Here is a 14,788-nt window from a genome sequence, read left to right as displayed (position 1 = left end):
CACTCCTTTTTAAATTAAATGACATTGGCATTGACCAGGAATACAGTTACAAGGGACAGATTCAACCGCCGTCTTGCGCTTCTCTTTCAAGAGTTCCTCTAATCGATCCAAATCGTCATAACTCAACTGACTCTCTGTTAAAATTGTTTCTACCACGGAACCAACTTTACGGCTGCACACCTTGGCTAAAAGTTCGTCTGCCACCGTTTCAACGCTCCGACGTTCTTCTACTAGCGGATAATAAATATATTTATTGCCTGCTTTCTCCGTCCCAACTAACCCTTTATCTGTTAAACGACTTAGTAACGTCTTGACGGTCGTTGATTTCCATTCTTTTTTCTCATTTAAAAGTGTATGCACTTCACGACTCGTGGTTTTGCCTTGGGTCCAAATAACCCGCATGACTTCCCACTCTGCATCAGTAATTGTCGCTAATTTATCTTTTGCCATACTCGTTAAATTCCTCCTTCATCAATAAAAAAAGAGTTCAAGATTATCGACTACAAATGTAGTCGTTTATCTTGAACTCATCATATAGCTATTTTATTTTTTTGTCAACAACTTCTGCTCATCTTTTTTTATTGCAACGCAGATTCTTGTTTTTTAACAAAGTATTTCAATAAGAAAGGTGCAACTAAGGTCGTTAAGATAATTACCACAATCATGCTCGTATAATACGCTTCTGAAAGTAATTTAGATTGGTAGCCAATTTGCGCAATGATTAATGCCATTTCCCCACGCGAAACCATCCCAGCACCGACCATTAAAGAACTTGTATTGGAGAAACCAACCATTTTCGCTCCCCAGGCGCCGCCCAGTAATTTCGTTAAAATCGCCATAATCGTCATTACCAAAATAAAAGGTAAATCCTTTCCTAACGTGTTAAATGTCACTGATAAGCCAATGCTGGCAAAGAAGACGGGAATAAACACGGCATAGCCAATAGCTTCAATATTGAAATCAATTTCTGTTTTTGCATCCGTTTGTCCCACAGCAATCCCTGCAAAAAAGGCACCTACGACAGAACTTAAACCAACTAAATCAGCCAAATAAGCCATGCCCAAACAGATAATCAATGACATGATAATAACAGACGACCCAATGTTCATTTTTTGACTTAAACGTAGTAAATAGGGAGCAATAAAGCGGACCAAAAAGAAAATCCCAATAAAGAATAAGCCTTGTTCAATTAACTTAACAATAAAGCTGACTTCTGTATTGCCGCCTGTACTTGCACCAATCATGCCGACAGCGACACTTAAAATAATCACGACCACGATATCGTCAACGACAGAAGCCCCAAGAATCGTTGCACCTTCTTTACTACTTAAAACATTCAACTCTCTTAATACTTCTACTGAAATACTGACCGACGTTGCTGCTAAAACTAACCCAAGGAAAAAAGCTTCTTTCCAAGAAAAAGCAAACAGCTGACCAATCAACATAGTAAAACCAACCGGTAAAACGATGCCCAAAATAGCGACCATGACACTAGGTTTCGCATATTTTTTCAATAATTCCAATTCACATTCCATTCCAGCAATAAACATCAGCATAATGACACCAATTTCTGAAAAGTCATGCACAAACACATCTTGATGCACAATATTTAACATCGCTGGACCTAACACAATCCCTACTAGCAATTGCCCAATTACTGCAGGAATTCCTACTCTTTTACAAGCAACACCTGCTAAAGTCGTTGTAATTAAAATCAAACATAAAATACCTAAAAATTCCATTCTATTTCCCTCTTTCTCTATTAACCAATCATCACTGATTCTTTTGGATATTGAACTTTCGACTGACTTTCCAAGCCTTTCTTAATTAATGACAATAACACCGTGTACACACCCACACGACCGACGAACATTAGAAAAATAATCACCAGTTTACCAAAAACAGTTAAATCTGGTGTTAACCCCATTGTTAAACCGACCGTTCCAAATGCAGAAATCACTTCAAAAACGATATACTCAATCCCGTTTTTTAAAGGTAATGTTTCTGTAAACGAGAGAATAACTGAAGCAGTTACACATAAAAAAGTTGCCAAGAAGAACAAAGTAAACGCTTGGAGCACTACTCGCTCAGGAATTGTGCGTTCATGGAATTCCACTCGCTGTTTCCCTTTAAAAATTGCACGAAATTGTAAAAATAACACACCAAACGTAGTGGTTTTCAAGCCGCCAGCGGTTGATCCTGAAGTGCCACCAATAAACATCCACAAAATCGTGACAATCAGGCCTGGATTACTCATTTTCAAATAATCAACTGAATAAAAGCCAGCCGTTCTTGGTGTAACCGACAAGAACCAACTGTTGACAAGACGCTGCCAAAAAGACATGTCAGCTGGAAAATGGCGATATTCCGAAATGTAAAAAATAACGGTCCCTAAGACTAAAAAGGTGGCGGTCACCGTTAAAGCAAGGCGTGTATGAATACTAACACGGTGCTTAATTTTATTTTTATAACCTTTAATCATTGCAAAAATATCGCGCCACACAATAAATCCTAAGCCACCAGCTATAATTAAAAAGCTAATGACTAGTAAAAGATAAGGCGAATTTTGATAAGGAACCATACTATCCCCTAGCAAATCAAAGCCAGCATTACAAAATGCCGAAACGGCATGGAAGAGACTAAAAAACAACCCTTTTTTCCACCCAAATGTTGGCACAAATTGAAAGGACAACAAGAAGGCTCCAAGTAATTGAATAATGGCCGCAAACTTCATAATATATTTCATTAAACGAAAAACTCCGGAAACTTCACTAACATTTAACGCTTCTTGATACAACATCCGTACACTTAGTGACGCTTTTTTCCGCAGCAAACTAAAGAAAATCGTGGCAACGGTTAAAAAGCCTAAGCCGCCTAATTCAATCAAAATCATAATAATAACTTGCCCGATAGGACTCCAATGTTCCGCCGTATTCAAAGGCGAAAGCCCTGTAACACAGACGGCGGAAGTTGCCACGAAAAAAGCATCAATCCATTGCGTTTTTTGTCCAGCTTGTGCAGAAAAAGGCATCATTAATAAGATTGTGCCTACAACAATTAATAGAAAAAAGCCTAAGACAATTGTTTGAACAGGTGAAATATACAACCTTCTTTTGATCTGATGTTTCATTTTTTTCTCCTCTACCATTTCTTTGTCAATCAAAAACAACACAAACGGCTAGACAACTGTTGCTTTGTTCCTCTCGCCCTATGAGAAACTCAAAACCTTGAAAGCAACTTGCCCAACCGAATAATTATTTTTTAATTTTTGTTTTCACGTTGATAAATCGAATAAACCAACTCATTTTTTTGATAAACCTGTTTTAAACGAACTGGGATTGATTGAGCCATTGTCTCGTATAGAGCAATGCCCTCACCCAGAAACAGTGGTATTGTCGTCAAAATGAAGGTATCAATTAAATCAGCTGCCAAAAGCGGTTGAACCACTTTTGGGCCTCCAACAATCCAAATTCCCGCGCCGTCTTCTTCTTTGATACGACGAATTAATGTGACGGGATCTTCCTTTGTAAAAGTTCTTGAAGCAGTTGATGGTTCTGGATGAGAGGTAATGATATAAGAATGCTTGTCTTCATAAAAATACACATCTGGGGACAATTCTTGTGTCACTTGATCATAAGTAGTCCGCCCCATTACCACAGTGTCTATTTTTTCATACATTTCATCGTAACTACGATCTTCTTCATCGCCACGAATATTCTCTTCTAACCAAGCAACACCGCCCGCTTTATCCGCAATGAAACCATCAATACTCGCTGCAATAAATAAAATTACTTCCCGTGCCACATCAACGCCTCCTTTTCTCTTCTTATCTATTTTAGCTTGTTTTCTCAAAAAACTCTAGGGGTGCGCATTGTTATTTTTAAAAGAAAAAAGAGAAAAACTAGGATAATTGGGCTACTTTTTGTAAAATAGGAAATAAGAAACTTTTTATTGAGTTATTTTACATTTTTTTCAAGAAAAATAAGAATTGGTTTATTTAATTTACACAAAAAAATAACATATTCAGTTTTTATATAAAGGAGGATTACTTTGTTTGATTTAGAGAAGGTTCAGACCTTGAATGAATTAGAAATGCTCGTTTACCATTATGTATTGGAACACCTGCACCAAATCCCTCAACAGACCATTCGCCAACTGGCTACTTCCTGTCATGTCTCCACCTCAACGATTCTACGATTTTGTAACAAAATGGGCTATGCTGGTTTTTCCGAATTAAAATATGCAGTGAAAGAAGAAGCCAAACAAACACAAACGTTTGAAAATTTTTATGATGCCACAGTTCACGTCGATGCTTTTTTGAAAAAATTAAACCAAGAAACCTATTACGAAATGCTTCGTCCAGCAATTCAAATGATTGTTCAAGCACGTCACGTTGCCTTTACTGGCATTGGTACTAGCGGAATTTTAGGTAGTTATGGCAGTCGTTATTTTGCCAACTTAAATATCAATTCTTACAGTATTGCTGATCCCTTTACGCCTATCCCCAAGCGCGGATTTGAAAATACATTAGCCTTGATTCTGTCTGTATCTGGGGAAACCAATGAAATGATTAAACAAATGACCGATTTTAAAACAGCTGGTGCCAAAGTGCTAAGCATTACCAACAATCAACATTCAACTATTGCCCGCTTGGCTGACTACAACATCTCCTATTATATGCCCGACGAACGTTCTCCATTTGCAGATAAATCAGTTAATACAACCACTCAAATCCCTGTCATTGCTTTAATTGAACTCCTAGCTCATCAAGCAAGTCAACTTTTAAAGGAACTAGATGAAACACCTTTCTAGTTATTTTTCAAAAAAGCGCATGCTGTCCAAAACACCATGAGCTTTTTTGTTTTTTTTCTTGGTACATGTTTCTCATTCAAGCAAAAGTCTATTTTTTCTTCAAATAACCTTATATAGTAAATATGTAAACGGATACATTTGCATTTATATTATTCTTCAAAGGAGAGATTTTTATGAACGAATGGATTAACGAGAAATTATTACCTCCAGTACTAAAATTCGTCAATACTAAAGCAATTACTGCCTTACGGAACGGGATGCTTTACACGATGCCTTTTACCATTGTTGGTTCCGTGTTTCTTCTATTAGCGAATTTCCCAGTTACAGCTATTTCTGAATGGGTTAACGCAAGCGGTCTGGCTGTTTATTTCAATCAAGCATATGGTGCATCTTTTGCGATTATGTCGTTATTTGCGGTCATCGGTATTGCCTACTCATATGTAAAAAGCGAGGGATTTGAAGGCCTCCCAGCGGGCATGATTGCCATGGTGGTTTTCATTTTGTTTATGTCATCTGAAGTCAAAGATGCGGTTTCTGGCGCAGTAGTTGGCAATGTCATCAACAAAGATTGGACAGCTGGCAAAGGGATGATTACAGCTATTATTGTTGGTTTGTTAGTCGGTGTTGTATATAGTTGGTTTTTACGTCATGATATTCGTATCAAATTACCAGAAGCTGTACCAGAAAATGTGGCCAATTCCTTTACTGCGTTAATTCCTGCCAGCGTCATTGTAACTGGTGCAATGCTAATTTTCATTCTTCTAGATAAAGTCTTCAATACGACATTCTTTGACTTTATTTACGAAGTGCTACAATCACCACTTCAAGGAGTCACAGATTCACTAGGTGGCGCATTACTATTAGGTTTTGTCATTCCCCTCTTTTGGTTTTTCGGTGTTCACGGGTCAACAATCGTTGGCGGTATCATGGGCCCTATTTTACAAGCAAACTCTTTAGAAAATACCGAAATTTTGAAATCAGGAAAAGACTTAACACTGGCTAATGGTGGCCATATTGTTACACAACAATTTTTAGATCAATTTTTAACGGTCACTGGTGCGGGCATGACAATCGGGTTAGTCGTGTTCATGGTTTTCTTTGCCAAATCAGCTCAGTTTAAGCAATTAGGTCGGCTTTCAATTGGGCCAGCTGTTTTCAATATTAACGAGCCAATTGTCTTTGCTACACCTATCGTGATGAACCCAATCATGGCTGTGCCATTCATTATCACACCGATTGTTTCTTCTGTTGTGACATATTTTGCCTTGTACACAGGACTGGTTCCTCTCTTTACTGCGGTACAAGTTCCCTGGACTACTCCTCCAATCATTTCTGGACTTTTAGTTGGTGGTTGGCAAGCCGCGTTGCTTCAAGTAGTGGTACTGACGATGAGTTTCTTTATCTATTTACCGTTTGCTAAAAAAATGGATGCACTTAATTACGCAGAAGAAACCAATCAACCAATTACTGAAGAAACCCTTGAAAAAGTCGAAGCACAAAACGTATAAAAATTTGAACAAAGGACTGAAACGATATGTCAATTTTGAAAAACGATTTTCTTTGGGGCGGCGCTGTTGCTGCTCATCAATTAGAAGGAGGCTGGGACCAAGGCGGTAAAGGGGTGAGCGTGGCGGATGTAATGACTGCCGGTGCACATGGCGTCCCTCGTAAAATTACCGCAGGCGTTTTACCAGATGAACACTATCCTAACCATGAAGCGATTGATTTTTACCATCGCTATCAAGAAGATATTCAACTATTCAAAGAACTTGGTTTAAATTGTTTCCGAACCTCTATTGCTTGGACACGAATTTTTCCTAACGGAGATGAAGAAACGCCCAATGAAGAAGGCCTTCGTTTTTATGATGCACTTTTTGACGAGTGTTTGAAAAATGGCATTGAGCCAGTCGTGACACTGTCTCACTTTGAAATGCCTTATCATTTAGTCACAAAATATGGCGGCTTTCGCAATCGCCAGGTCATTGATTTTTTTGTCAAATTTGCTGAAGTCTGTTTCACTCGTTACCAGAAAAAAGTCAAATATTGGATGACCTTTAACGAAATTAACAACCAAGCCAATTATGAAGAAGATTTTGCACCTTTTACTAACTCTGGTATTGCTTACCAGGAAGGAGAAGACCGCGAAGCAATTATGTATCAGGCTGCTCATTATGAACTAGTCGCTAGCGCACGTGCAGTGAAAATTGGCCACGCTATCAATCCCGACTTCCAAATTGGCTGTATGATTGCGATGGTGCCTATTTATCCTTATTCTTGTAATCCTGAGGATATGATGATGAGTGTTAGCGCAATGCAAAAACGTTATTGGTTTACCGATGTTCATGTCCGCGGTCATTATCCAAGTGCAATTCAATGCTATTTGAAACGAAAAAACATTTCATTAGATGTCACAGAAGAAGATTTAACTGATTTGGCTAATGGCTGTGTTGATTATATTGGCTTTAGCTATTACATGTCGTTTGCTGTGAAAGGTGCAGAAAAGGCCCCTACTTTTGACTACAATGAAGCAAAAGACTTGGTGCGAAATTCTTATGTAGCAACATCTGATTGGGGCTGGCAAATCGATCCTATGGGCTTGCGCTATGCAATGAATTGGTTCAATGATCGGTATGAATTACCACTTTTTATTGTCGAAAATGGCTTTGGTGCTATTGATGAGTTAGAACCAGACGGAACGATTAACGACACTTACCGAATCGCTTATTTACGTGAACATATTGAGATGATGAAAGAAGCCGTTGCGTATGACGGCATTGATTTGATGGGCTACACACCTTGGGGATTCATCGATTTAGTGAGTGCTAGTACAGGCGAAATGAAGAAACGGTATGGCTTCATTTATGTAGATAAGGACAACGATGGTCACGGAACGTTGGAACGGCGAAAGAAAAAATCGTTTGCTTGGTATCAACAAGTGATTGCTACGAATGGTGAAGAATTATAAACAAAAGGCCTTCGTCTAAAGACGAGGGCCTTTTGTTTATGCTTGTAATCCCTTTTCTAAATCAGCCAACAAATCTTCGACTGCTTCAATTCCTACAGATAAACGAATGAGTCCATCTTTAATTCCCACAGCTTCACGATTTTCTTTGGGAATAGATGCGTGAGTCATAATGGCAGGTACTTCAATTAAACTTTCTACGCCACCTAAACTTTCCGCTAAAGTAAAAATTTCCAACGCTTCTACGAAAGGAACGACTTGCTCATCCTTGGCTAATTCAAAAGAAATCATACCACTAAATCCCGACATCTGTTTTTGTGCAATTTCGTGACCAGGATGACTCGCTAGTCCTGGATAATACACCGTTGCTACAGCTGGATGCGCTTCTAAAAATTCTGCGATTTTTTGAGCATTTTGGGCATGCGCTGCCATCCGGACGCCTAATGTTTTTAAACTACGTTGGACCAACCAACTATCATGTGGTCCTAAAACAGCGCCAATCGCATTTTGTAAAAAGGCAATCTTTTCTGCGCTTTCTGGATGATTCGTTACGACTAAACCAGAAACTACATCACTATGGCCCCCTAAATATTTTGTCCCGCTGTGAACCACAATATCAGCACCTAACGCTAACGGCCGTTGAAAATAAGGCGTCGCAAATGTATTATCGACAATAGTTAACAACTGATGTTTTTTAGCAAGCTTAGCTGCCGCTTCAATATCTGTAATTTTTAACAGTGGATTACTTGGTGTTTCCAAAAGCAAGGCTTTTGTATTTGGCTGAATTGCGGCTTCAATTGTTGATAAGTCGCTGGCGTTTACAATCGTGTAGCTTAACCCATTTGCTACAAATACTTTATCCAATAAACGGAAACTCCCCCCATAGACATCGTCACCTAATAAAATATGATCTTCGGGTCCAAATATAGAAATGATTGCATGAATACCAGCTAAGCCTGAGCTAAACGCAAAGCCATGGCTCCCACCTTCTAACTCAGCGATTAAGGTTTCTAACGCGTGACGTGTGGGATTACCTGAACGAGAATATTCATATTCTTTTGGCTGGCCCACGCCATTTTGTTCAAAGGTTGACGTTTGATAAATAGGAACACTCACTGCACCTGTTGTTGTGTCTTTGCTAATGCCGCCATGAATTAATTTGGTATTGAATTTCATAAAAGTTTTCCTCCTAAGAATAAATATTTTTTGATAAATAACGGTCACTACCGTCAGGAAAAATAGTTACAATTGTGCTGCCTGCTGGTAAGCGGCGCGCCTCTCTTAATGCCGCCGCAAATGCTGCGCCGCTGGAGCTTCCCACCAACAAAGCGCTTTTCTTGGCTAATTGTTTGACCCAGAAAAAACCATCCTCGTCTGAAATGGTATAAAAGCCGTCCACAGGAATCTGTTTAAGAAAAGGCGGCACGAACTCCACGCCAATGCCTTCGATTTCATGTCCGTGTGCAGGTCCGCCATTTAAAATTGAACCTTCTGGCTCCACGCCCCATAATTGCGTCTTACTATTTTGTTCTTTGAGATATCTGCCAACACCTGCAAACGTTCCACCACTGCCTAAACCTGCGACAAAGCTAGTAATCTTCCCGCCTAGGTCTTGAACAATTTCAGGTCCTAATCCTTCGTAGTAAGCAGCAGGATTATCCGGATTTTCAAATTGTAACGGCACGTAACTATTAGGAATTTCCTTGGCTAAGTCTTGGGCACTAGTTATCGCTCCGACAATCCCTTGCTCTGTTGGCGAAGGGACAATTTTAGCACCTAACGCTTGCATCAGCTGTTGTTTTTCCTGACTAAATTTTTCTGGCACAACAAAGATTGTCTTGAGGCCCAGTTGACTGGCAGCTAATGCAAGTCCAATCCCTGTATTCCCAGCTGTCGGTTCAATAATTGTTGTGGCTTGATTTATCTTTCCCGTTTTCATTGCCTCTTTGAGAAGATGCACACCAAGCCGATCTTTGACACTGCCACCTGGATTCAAATATTCTAGTTTCGCATAAATTTTAGTGCCTTCTGGCATAGGATATTGTTCACTTGTAAATTCAAATAATGGTGTTGCTCCGATTGTGTCTAAAATTGACTGAACAATCATAGCGAATTCCTCCTTCTAATACATGTACATAAAACAAAAAGGTGCTGATCGCATCAGCACCTTTTTTGTTTATTTCTGGTTGTCTAGATTCAGAGAGGAATCGTGTTAGGCAATTTTTCAGAAATAACGGAGGTTTTCCCCATCACAAAAGAGTATGCTGCACTATTTTGCACCATACAACAACAGCTTTCCGTTTCTAAAAAAGGGCTAGCTTGTTTTTTCGTCATGGTTGATTTCCTCCTTCGTCATGTGTTGACCAAACTATACCATTTCCCATTTTCTAGTGTCAACGATTCTAACGATTGCTATTTCCTATCACACCAATGGTTTTCTTATAGGCAAAAGAATTAATAGACCAAAAAAAACAGAAGGCTAGCCTTCTGTTTTTCTGCTACTTATTTAGCACGTTTTAAATACGTACCTTCCGCAGTATTGATTTCTAATAATTCGTCTGCTTCAACAAAATCTGGAACGTTAACAACTAATCCTGTTTCCATTGTAGCGGGTTTACCAGAACCAGTTACTGTTGCGCCTTTGATTGAAGGTTGTGTTTCAGCAACACGTAAGATTACCGTTGTTGGTAAAGTTAAACCAATGACTTCTTCACCATAAAATTGAATTTTTACTTCCATATTTTCTAGTAAATATTTTAATTCTTCTTCAATTAAAGCAGTTGGTACTTCATATTGTTCATATGTTTCTAAATCCATGAAAATAGCCATATCATCTTGGCTGTATAAATATTGAACCGGTTTTGTATCGATGTGCGCTTTTTTCACTTTTTCATCTGGGCGCATTGTTGTATCTGTTGTTGAACCCGTACGAACATCTTTTAATTTCATACGCATAACCGTGTTACCTTTACCTGGTTTGTGGTGGCTAGCTTCCATTACTTTAATTAATTTGCCGTCTTGCTCAAAAGTCATACCGGCTTTTAAATCGCTTGCTGCAATCATTGTAATTTCTCCTTTTCTCTGGTTAATTCTTCATTATTGTAGCAAATAACCTAGGATTAATCTAGGAAATCACGTATCTTTTTTAGAAGTTTATCACTCCCCAGACATTGAATTGGGAAATAAAACGAGTTTAACTTGCCTTTTTTCTTGAATTGCGTTAGAATTACCAAGCTTTCATCAATTATTTTCACTTTTTACATAGAAAAAATCAATCATTAAAGGGGGTGATGATATGATACGTCAAACGCTATCTTTATCAAAAACACATGAGGTTGTCTGTCACTAAACATACGTTGGTGAGACAAATTGCCTTTCAGCGTATGTACTCGGTCTATTTGAAAGGAATTTAAAATCATGAACCCAACTATTCAACCTTACCAATTTAACATAATTAAAGAACAAGTCGCTGTGTTACTAAATACCTATACGTCTGTTAACGATGCTACGACTGTCAAAACTGTCCAGGCCCTATGTGTCGAAAAAATCAATGGGTTATTTCCAGAAGAACACCCTGCTGTTACGATTTTGTTGGACAAAGTGATGGATCGTCGTTTAACACGCGCACGTGCTGAAAAATATTTAGATGAATTAAAAGAAACCGTGTTGCCCTTTAAAGAACCTTCAACACCACAAGTCACGAAAGTCTTTCGCAAAGTGAAAAAGTTAAAGATTCCTGAGTGGGAAAACATGGATTTACGGAACAATACCTATGTCGGTTGGAACGACGCTGGGACTCAGAAAAAATTTATCTTAGCTTATCGAGAAAATAAATTAATCGGCGTCCACGGCACCCTTTCACCCACCATTGTTAAAGGTGTTTGCTCCATCTGTCAAACAATCACGAATGTGTCTATGTTCCTAGCTACCACCAAATCAGGCGGCGACGGAACCTACACGAAAAAAGGCAATTACATTTGCCATGATAGCGACACCTGTAACCAACAATTAACACAACCTGAATATTTGGAAGCCTTTATGGAAAATGTTAAGGCTGTGAAATAACAAAAAACCGTCAAGAAAATTTCTTGACGGTTTTTTTGTTACATCTCTTTCAATTTCCCACGAAATTCTTCAATACTTTCATAACCTTTTGCTGCCATGATTTCTTGTAATTCTTTGGCTAGACGTTCAAAAACTTGTGGACCTTCTTGGTGCAATTGTGTGCCAACTTGTACTAATGTCGCACCACATAAAAGATGCTCAAAAACATCTTTTCCACATGTAATACCGCCCGTTCCAATAATTTTGATTTCTGGTTTCAAACGTTGCGCAAACGCACGAACATTGGCTAACGCTGTTGGTTTGACATATTCGCCGCCCAGTCCACCGAAACCTCCTTTTGGTTTAATGACCACTTCTTCCTTGTCACTGTCAATATATAAACCATTACCGATGCTATTAATACTATTCACGTAAACTAAAGGGAATTTATTTAAAATTTCAGCCATTGCGTCAAAATGTGCAATATCAAAAAATGGGGGTAATTTTACACCTAATGGTTTAGTAAAAAATTGGAAAACTTCTGTTAAAAGCTTTTCTGTTAATTCAAAATCATAAGCAATTTGCGGTTTACCAGGCAAATTGGGACAAGACAAATTAAATTCTGTCACTCCTGTGTATTCACTTTCTTGCACTTTTTTTAAAATAGCGATATTTTCCTCATAATTCATACCAGATACAGATAAAAAGCGTAACTCCTCGGGAAATTCCTTTTGACGTGCAATCTGATAATCTAAATAATAATCAATCCCTAAATTAGGCAAGCCCATTGAGTTAATACTTCCTAATGGTGTATCAAAATACCGAGGCTCCTCATTGCCCTGACGAGGATTAGGTGTTGCCGTCTTAGCGACAAAAGCACCTGCTTGAGAAGCCGCTAACTCGTCCATTTCCTTAATTGTCATACAATGAATGCCTGATGCGTTCATTAACACATTCGCCAATTTATGTCCCGAAAACTCTACTGAAATATCCAAAAGAAAAACCCTCCTGTAAATTGTTTTACTCATAAGCTTACCACCTTCACGTAAGCTTTTTATGATTATAGCATGTTTTTTTGCGTTAGTGTTATTTATATAAATTTAAAAAGGAATAAGCCATTGTGACTTATTCCTTTTCTTAGGGAAACTAACGTATCCAAAATTGATTGATTCTTATCGTCCCACAATAAACGTCAATTCACATTCGCAGACCTTTTTATCTTCCACGTAAGCAGTCGCTTTGCCGATGCCGACAAAGTCACGTAATTTGACGATTTCAAAATGTAATTTCAAGACATCACCAGGGACCACTTTTTGACGGAATTTGGCTTTGTTGATACCGCCAATATAGGCTGTTTCACCTTCAAATTGATCCATTTTTAAGATTAAAATCGAACCTACTTGTGCCAATGCTTCAATAATCAAAACGCCTGGCATTGTTGGATTTCCAGGGAAATGTCCTTGAAAAAATTCTTCGTTAATTGTCACATTTTTTGTTGCAATAATCTTTTCATTTGGAATAATTTCATCCACATAATCAATATAACAAATCGGATAGCGATTAGGAATCATTTCCATAATTTCTGTTGCAGTCATTACTTTTTTCATACTAGTTTTCCTCCCATTTCTTCAAGCAAATTACACCATTATGGCCACCAAAGCCAAACGAATTACTAATTGTATAGTCCGCTGTAATGTCACGTGCACCTTCTGTGACATAATCTAAATCACAATCTGGATCAGCAACTTGGTAGCCTACTGTCGGATGAGCTTTTCCTTCTTGCAATGTTTGCACACAAGCGATCGCTTCGATACCGCCAGCCGCGCCCAATAAATGTCCAGTCATACTCTTTGTACTTGAAATTGGAATTTGCGATGCTCGCTCACCAAAGACACGTTTGATGGCCGTTGTTTCCGCAGCGTCATTCGCTGGGGTTGACGTACCATGAGCATTGATATACCCAATTTGTTCCGGTGTAATCCCTGCTTCTGCAATCGCCATTTCCATCGCAGCTGCCGCGCCACTACCGTCTTTTAAAGGAGCGGTCATGTGGCTAGCATCACAGTTGCTGCCATATCCAACAATTTCGCCGTAGATAGTTGCGCCACGTTTCTGTGCATGCTCGAGTTCTTCTAAAACCAGCATTCCTGCGCCTTCACCCATCACAAAACCTTTTCGTTCTTTATCAAAAGGAATCGAAGCCCGAGTCGCATCTTCTGTTGTATTTAAAGCATTCAATGCTGCAAAGCCTGCAATCCCAATTTCACATACTGTGGCTTCTGTCCCCCCAGTTACCATCATGTCCGCTAAACCATATTTAATCGTGCGAAAAGCTTCACCAATCGCATTCGTCGCAGAAGCACAAGCAGTCACGATAGTTTGAGAAGGTCCTTTTGCACCTAAACGAATCGAAATATTTCCCGCTGCCATATTAGCAATTACCATGGGCACGAAAAATGGTGTTACGCGTTTTGCGCCTTTTTTATCCATTACCCGTACTTGGTCTTGTAAGGTAGTCATCCCGCCAATCCCACTACCGACAATCACACCTAAACGAGTCGGGTCAATCGTTGCTTCTGTTAAACCACTCATTTCCCACGCTTCTAAAGCAGCGACCAAGCCATATTGAGAAAATAAGTCCATTCTTTTTTGCTCTTTGCGTTCTAAAACAGCACTTGGGTCAAACTCTTTCACTTCGCCAGCCAAAGCCACCCCAGTATCTTCAGAATCAAATTTAGTAATTTTGCCAATTCCTAGCTTGCCATCCACTAGATTATGCCAAAATTCTTTTACGGTATTGCCTAATGGTGTTACGGCACCCATGCCGGTTATGACCACTCTTTTCATACTGTACCTCCGAGTTTATTTTGATTATCAAACTATTATTTCATGCGGTTTCCAGCACTTTTTCTTAAAAAATAAGAAAAATAGTTTGACTTTCAAAGTATTTTGGTTAATAATTCAGACATC

The 14,788-nt window shown here is 38.9% G+C and carries 15 protein-coding genes; 4 read left to right on the top strand and 11 right to left on the bottom strand.

Going from position 1 to position 14,788, the window contains the following annotated elements; translation table 11 throughout:
- Window positions 1–9: 9 nt before the first annotated feature.
- From IGJ03_RS01270 to IGJ03_RS01255, 4 genes are all read right to left on the bottom strand, one after another.
- Entirely contained in the window at window positions 10–450 is a 441-nt protein-coding gene (locus IGJ03_RS01270; protein ID WP_002358353.1) for a CopY/TcrY family copper transport repressor, read from the bottom strand.
- Between the two features lie 128 nt (window positions 451–578).
- Window positions 579–1,742: a cation:proton antiporter gene (locus IGJ03_RS01265; protein ID WP_002355211.1), complete on the bottom strand. Its 1,164-nt coding sequence runs from the start codon at window positions 1,740–1,742 to the stop codon at window positions 579–581.
- Window positions 1,743–1,762: 20 nt separating this feature from the next.
- On the bottom strand, window positions 1,763–3,130 hold the full coding sequence (locus tag IGJ03_RS01260) for a TrkH family potassium uptake protein (protein ID WP_002379039.1): 1,368 nt from the start codon (window positions 3,128–3,130) through the stop codon (window positions 1,763–1,765).
- 131 nt (window positions 3,131–3,261) lie between these two features.
- Window positions 3,262–3,852, bottom strand: a complete 591-nt coding sequence (locus IGJ03_RS01255; RefSeq protein WP_025190668.1) for a dihydrofolate reductase family protein — start codon at window positions 3,850–3,852, stop codon at window positions 3,262–3,264.
- A 198-nt stretch (window positions 3,853–4,050) separates the two neighbouring features.
- On the opposite strand from IGJ03_RS01255, the gene genR reads away from it, so the two are divergent.
- The 3 genes from genR to genA all read left to right on the top strand — a co-directional run bounded on the left by genR (window position 4,051) and on the right by genA (window position 7,777).
- Window positions 4,051–4,812: a MurR/RpiR family transcriptional regulator gene (gene genR / locus IGJ03_RS01250; RefSeq protein WP_002355208.1), complete on the top strand. Its 762-nt coding sequence runs from the start codon at window positions 4,051–4,053 to the stop codon at window positions 4,810–4,812.
- Window positions 4,813–4,985: 173 nt separating this feature from the next.
- Window positions 4,986–6,320 carry a PTS sugar transporter subunit IIC gene (genB, locus tag IGJ03_RS01245; protein WP_002355207.1) on the top strand — a complete coding sequence of 445 codons (1,335 nt, stop codon included), beginning with the start codon at window positions 4,986–4,988 and terminating at the stop codon, window positions 6,318–6,320.
- 26 nt (window positions 6,321–6,346) lie between these two features.
- The gene (genA, locus tag IGJ03_RS01240; protein ID WP_002375765.1) at window positions 6,347–7,777 is read left to right on the top strand and encodes a 6-phospho-beta-glucosidase GenA; all 1,431 of its coding nucleotides are present in this window, start codon (window positions 6,347–6,349) and stop codon (window positions 7,775–7,777) included.
- A 36-nt stretch (window positions 7,778–7,813) separates the two neighbouring features.
- On the opposite strand, the gene IGJ03_RS01235 is transcribed toward genA, so the two are convergent.
- From IGJ03_RS01235 to efp, 4 genes are all read right to left on the bottom strand, one after another.
- The gene (locus IGJ03_RS01235; protein WP_375804729.1) at window positions 7,814–8,950 is read right to left on the bottom strand and encodes a cystathionine gamma-synthase; all 1,137 of its coding nucleotides are present in this window, start codon (window positions 8,948–8,950) and stop codon (window positions 7,814–7,816) included.
- A gap of 13 nt (window positions 8,951–8,963) precedes the next feature.
- Complete coding sequence (locus tag IGJ03_RS01230; protein WP_002361143.1) at window positions 8,964–9,881, bottom strand: PLP-dependent cysteine synthase family protein; 918 nt, start codon at window positions 9,879–9,881, stop codon at window positions 8,964–8,966.
- Window positions 9,882–9,970: 89 nt separating this feature from the next.
- Complete coding sequence (locus IGJ03_RS01225) at window positions 9,971–10,108, bottom strand: hypothetical protein (RefSeq protein ID WP_002355203.1); 138 nt, start codon at window positions 10,106–10,108, stop codon at window positions 9,971–9,973.
- Between the two features lie 168 nt (window positions 10,109–10,276).
- Window positions 10,277–10,837, bottom strand: coding sequence for an elongation factor P (efp, locus tag IGJ03_RS01220; RefSeq protein ID WP_002355202.1), 561 nt, complete (start codon window positions 10,835–10,837; stop codon window positions 10,277–10,279).
- A gap of 354 nt (window positions 10,838–11,191) precedes the next feature.
- On the opposite strand from efp, the gene IGJ03_RS01215 reads away from it, so the two are divergent.
- Complete coding sequence (locus IGJ03_RS01215; RefSeq protein WP_002361142.1) at window positions 11,192–11,839, top strand: FusB/FusC family EF-G-binding protein; 648 nt, start codon at window positions 11,192–11,194, stop codon at window positions 11,837–11,839.
- Between the two features lie 38 nt (window positions 11,840–11,877).
- Here IGJ03_RS01215 and IGJ03_RS01210 read toward each other — a convergent pair whose 3' ends face one another.
- The 3 genes from IGJ03_RS01210 to fabF all read right to left on the bottom strand — a co-directional run bounded on the left by IGJ03_RS01210 (window position 11,878) and on the right by fabF (window position 14,665).
- On the bottom strand, window positions 11,878–12,846 hold the full coding sequence (locus tag IGJ03_RS01210; RefSeq protein ID WP_002386045.1) for a dihydroorotate oxidase: 969 nt from the start codon (window positions 12,844–12,846) through the stop codon (window positions 11,878–11,880).
- A gap of 144 nt (window positions 12,847–12,990) precedes the next feature.
- Entirely contained in the window at window positions 12,991–13,425 is a 435-nt protein-coding gene (gene fabZ, locus IGJ03_RS01205; RefSeq protein ID WP_002355197.1) for a 3-hydroxyacyl-ACP dehydratase FabZ, read from the bottom strand.
- Window position 13,426: 1 nt separating this feature from the next.
- Window positions 13,427–14,665, bottom strand: a complete 1,239-nt coding sequence (gene fabF, locus IGJ03_RS01200; RefSeq protein ID WP_002358339.1) for a beta-ketoacyl-ACP synthase II — start codon at window positions 14,663–14,665, stop codon at window positions 13,427–13,429.
- Window positions 14,666–14,788: the final 123 nt, after the last annotated feature.

Source organism: Enterococcus sp. DIV1315a (assembly GCF_051712325.1).
Classification (GTDB): Bacteria; Bacillota; Bacilli; order Lactobacillales; family Enterococcaceae; genus Enterococcus; species Enterococcus faecalis.
The sequence above is the reverse complement of the archived record's forward strand: the minus strand, read 5'-3'. Positions and strand labels throughout refer to the sequence as shown.

What these genes read in the sequence shown, in the direction of transcription:
- IGJ03_RS01270 (WP_002358353.1), bottom strand. Translation starts at nt 450, where the DNA reads ATGGCAAAAGATAAATTAGCGACAATTACTGATGCAGAGTGGGAAGTC.
- IGJ03_RS01265 (WP_002355211.1), bottom strand. Translation starts at nt 1,742, where the DNA reads ATGGAATTTTTAGGTATTTTATGTTTGATTTTAATTACAACGACTTTA.
- IGJ03_RS01260 (WP_002379039.1), bottom strand. Translation starts at nt 3,130, where the DNA reads ATGAAACATCAGATCAAAAGAAGGTTGTATATTTCACCTGTTCAAACA.
- genB (WP_002355207.1), top strand. Translation starts at nt 4,986, where the DNA reads ATGAACGAATGGATTAACGAGAAATTATTACCTCCAGTACTAAAATTC.
- genA (WP_002375765.1), top strand. Translation starts at nt 6,347, where the DNA reads ATGTCAATTTTGAAAAACGATTTTCTTTGGGGCGGCGCTGTTGCTGCT.
- IGJ03_RS01235 (WP_375804729.1), bottom strand. Translation starts at nt 8,950, where the DNA reads ATGAAATTCAATACCAAATTAATTCATGGCGGCATTAGCAAAGACACA.
- IGJ03_RS01230 (WP_002361143.1), bottom strand. Translation starts at nt 9,881, where the DNA reads ATGATTGTTCAGTCAATTTTAGACACAATCGGAGCAACACCATTATTT.
- IGJ03_RS01225 (WP_002355203.1), bottom strand. Translation starts at nt 10,108, where the DNA reads ATGACGAAAAAACAAGCTAGCCCTTTTTTAGAAACGGAAAGCTGTTGT.
- efp (WP_002355202.1), bottom strand. Translation starts at nt 10,837, where the DNA reads ATGATTGCAGCAAGCGATTTAAAAGCCGGTATGACTTTTGAGCAAGAC.
- IGJ03_RS01215 (WP_002361142.1), top strand. Translation starts at nt 11,192, where the DNA reads ATGAACCCAACTATTCAACCTTACCAATTTAACATAATTAAAGAACAA.
- IGJ03_RS01210 (WP_002386045.1), bottom strand. Translation starts at nt 12,846, where the DNA reads ATGAGTAAAACAATTTACAGGAGGGTTTTTCTTTTGGATATTTCAGTA.
- fabZ (WP_002355197.1), bottom strand. Translation starts at nt 13,425, where the DNA reads ATGAAAAAAGTAATGACTGCAACAGAAATTATGGAAATGATTCCTAAT.
- fabF (WP_002358339.1), bottom strand. Translation starts at nt 14,665, where the DNA reads ATGAAAAGAGTGGTCATAACCGGCATGGGTGCCGTAACACCATTAGGC.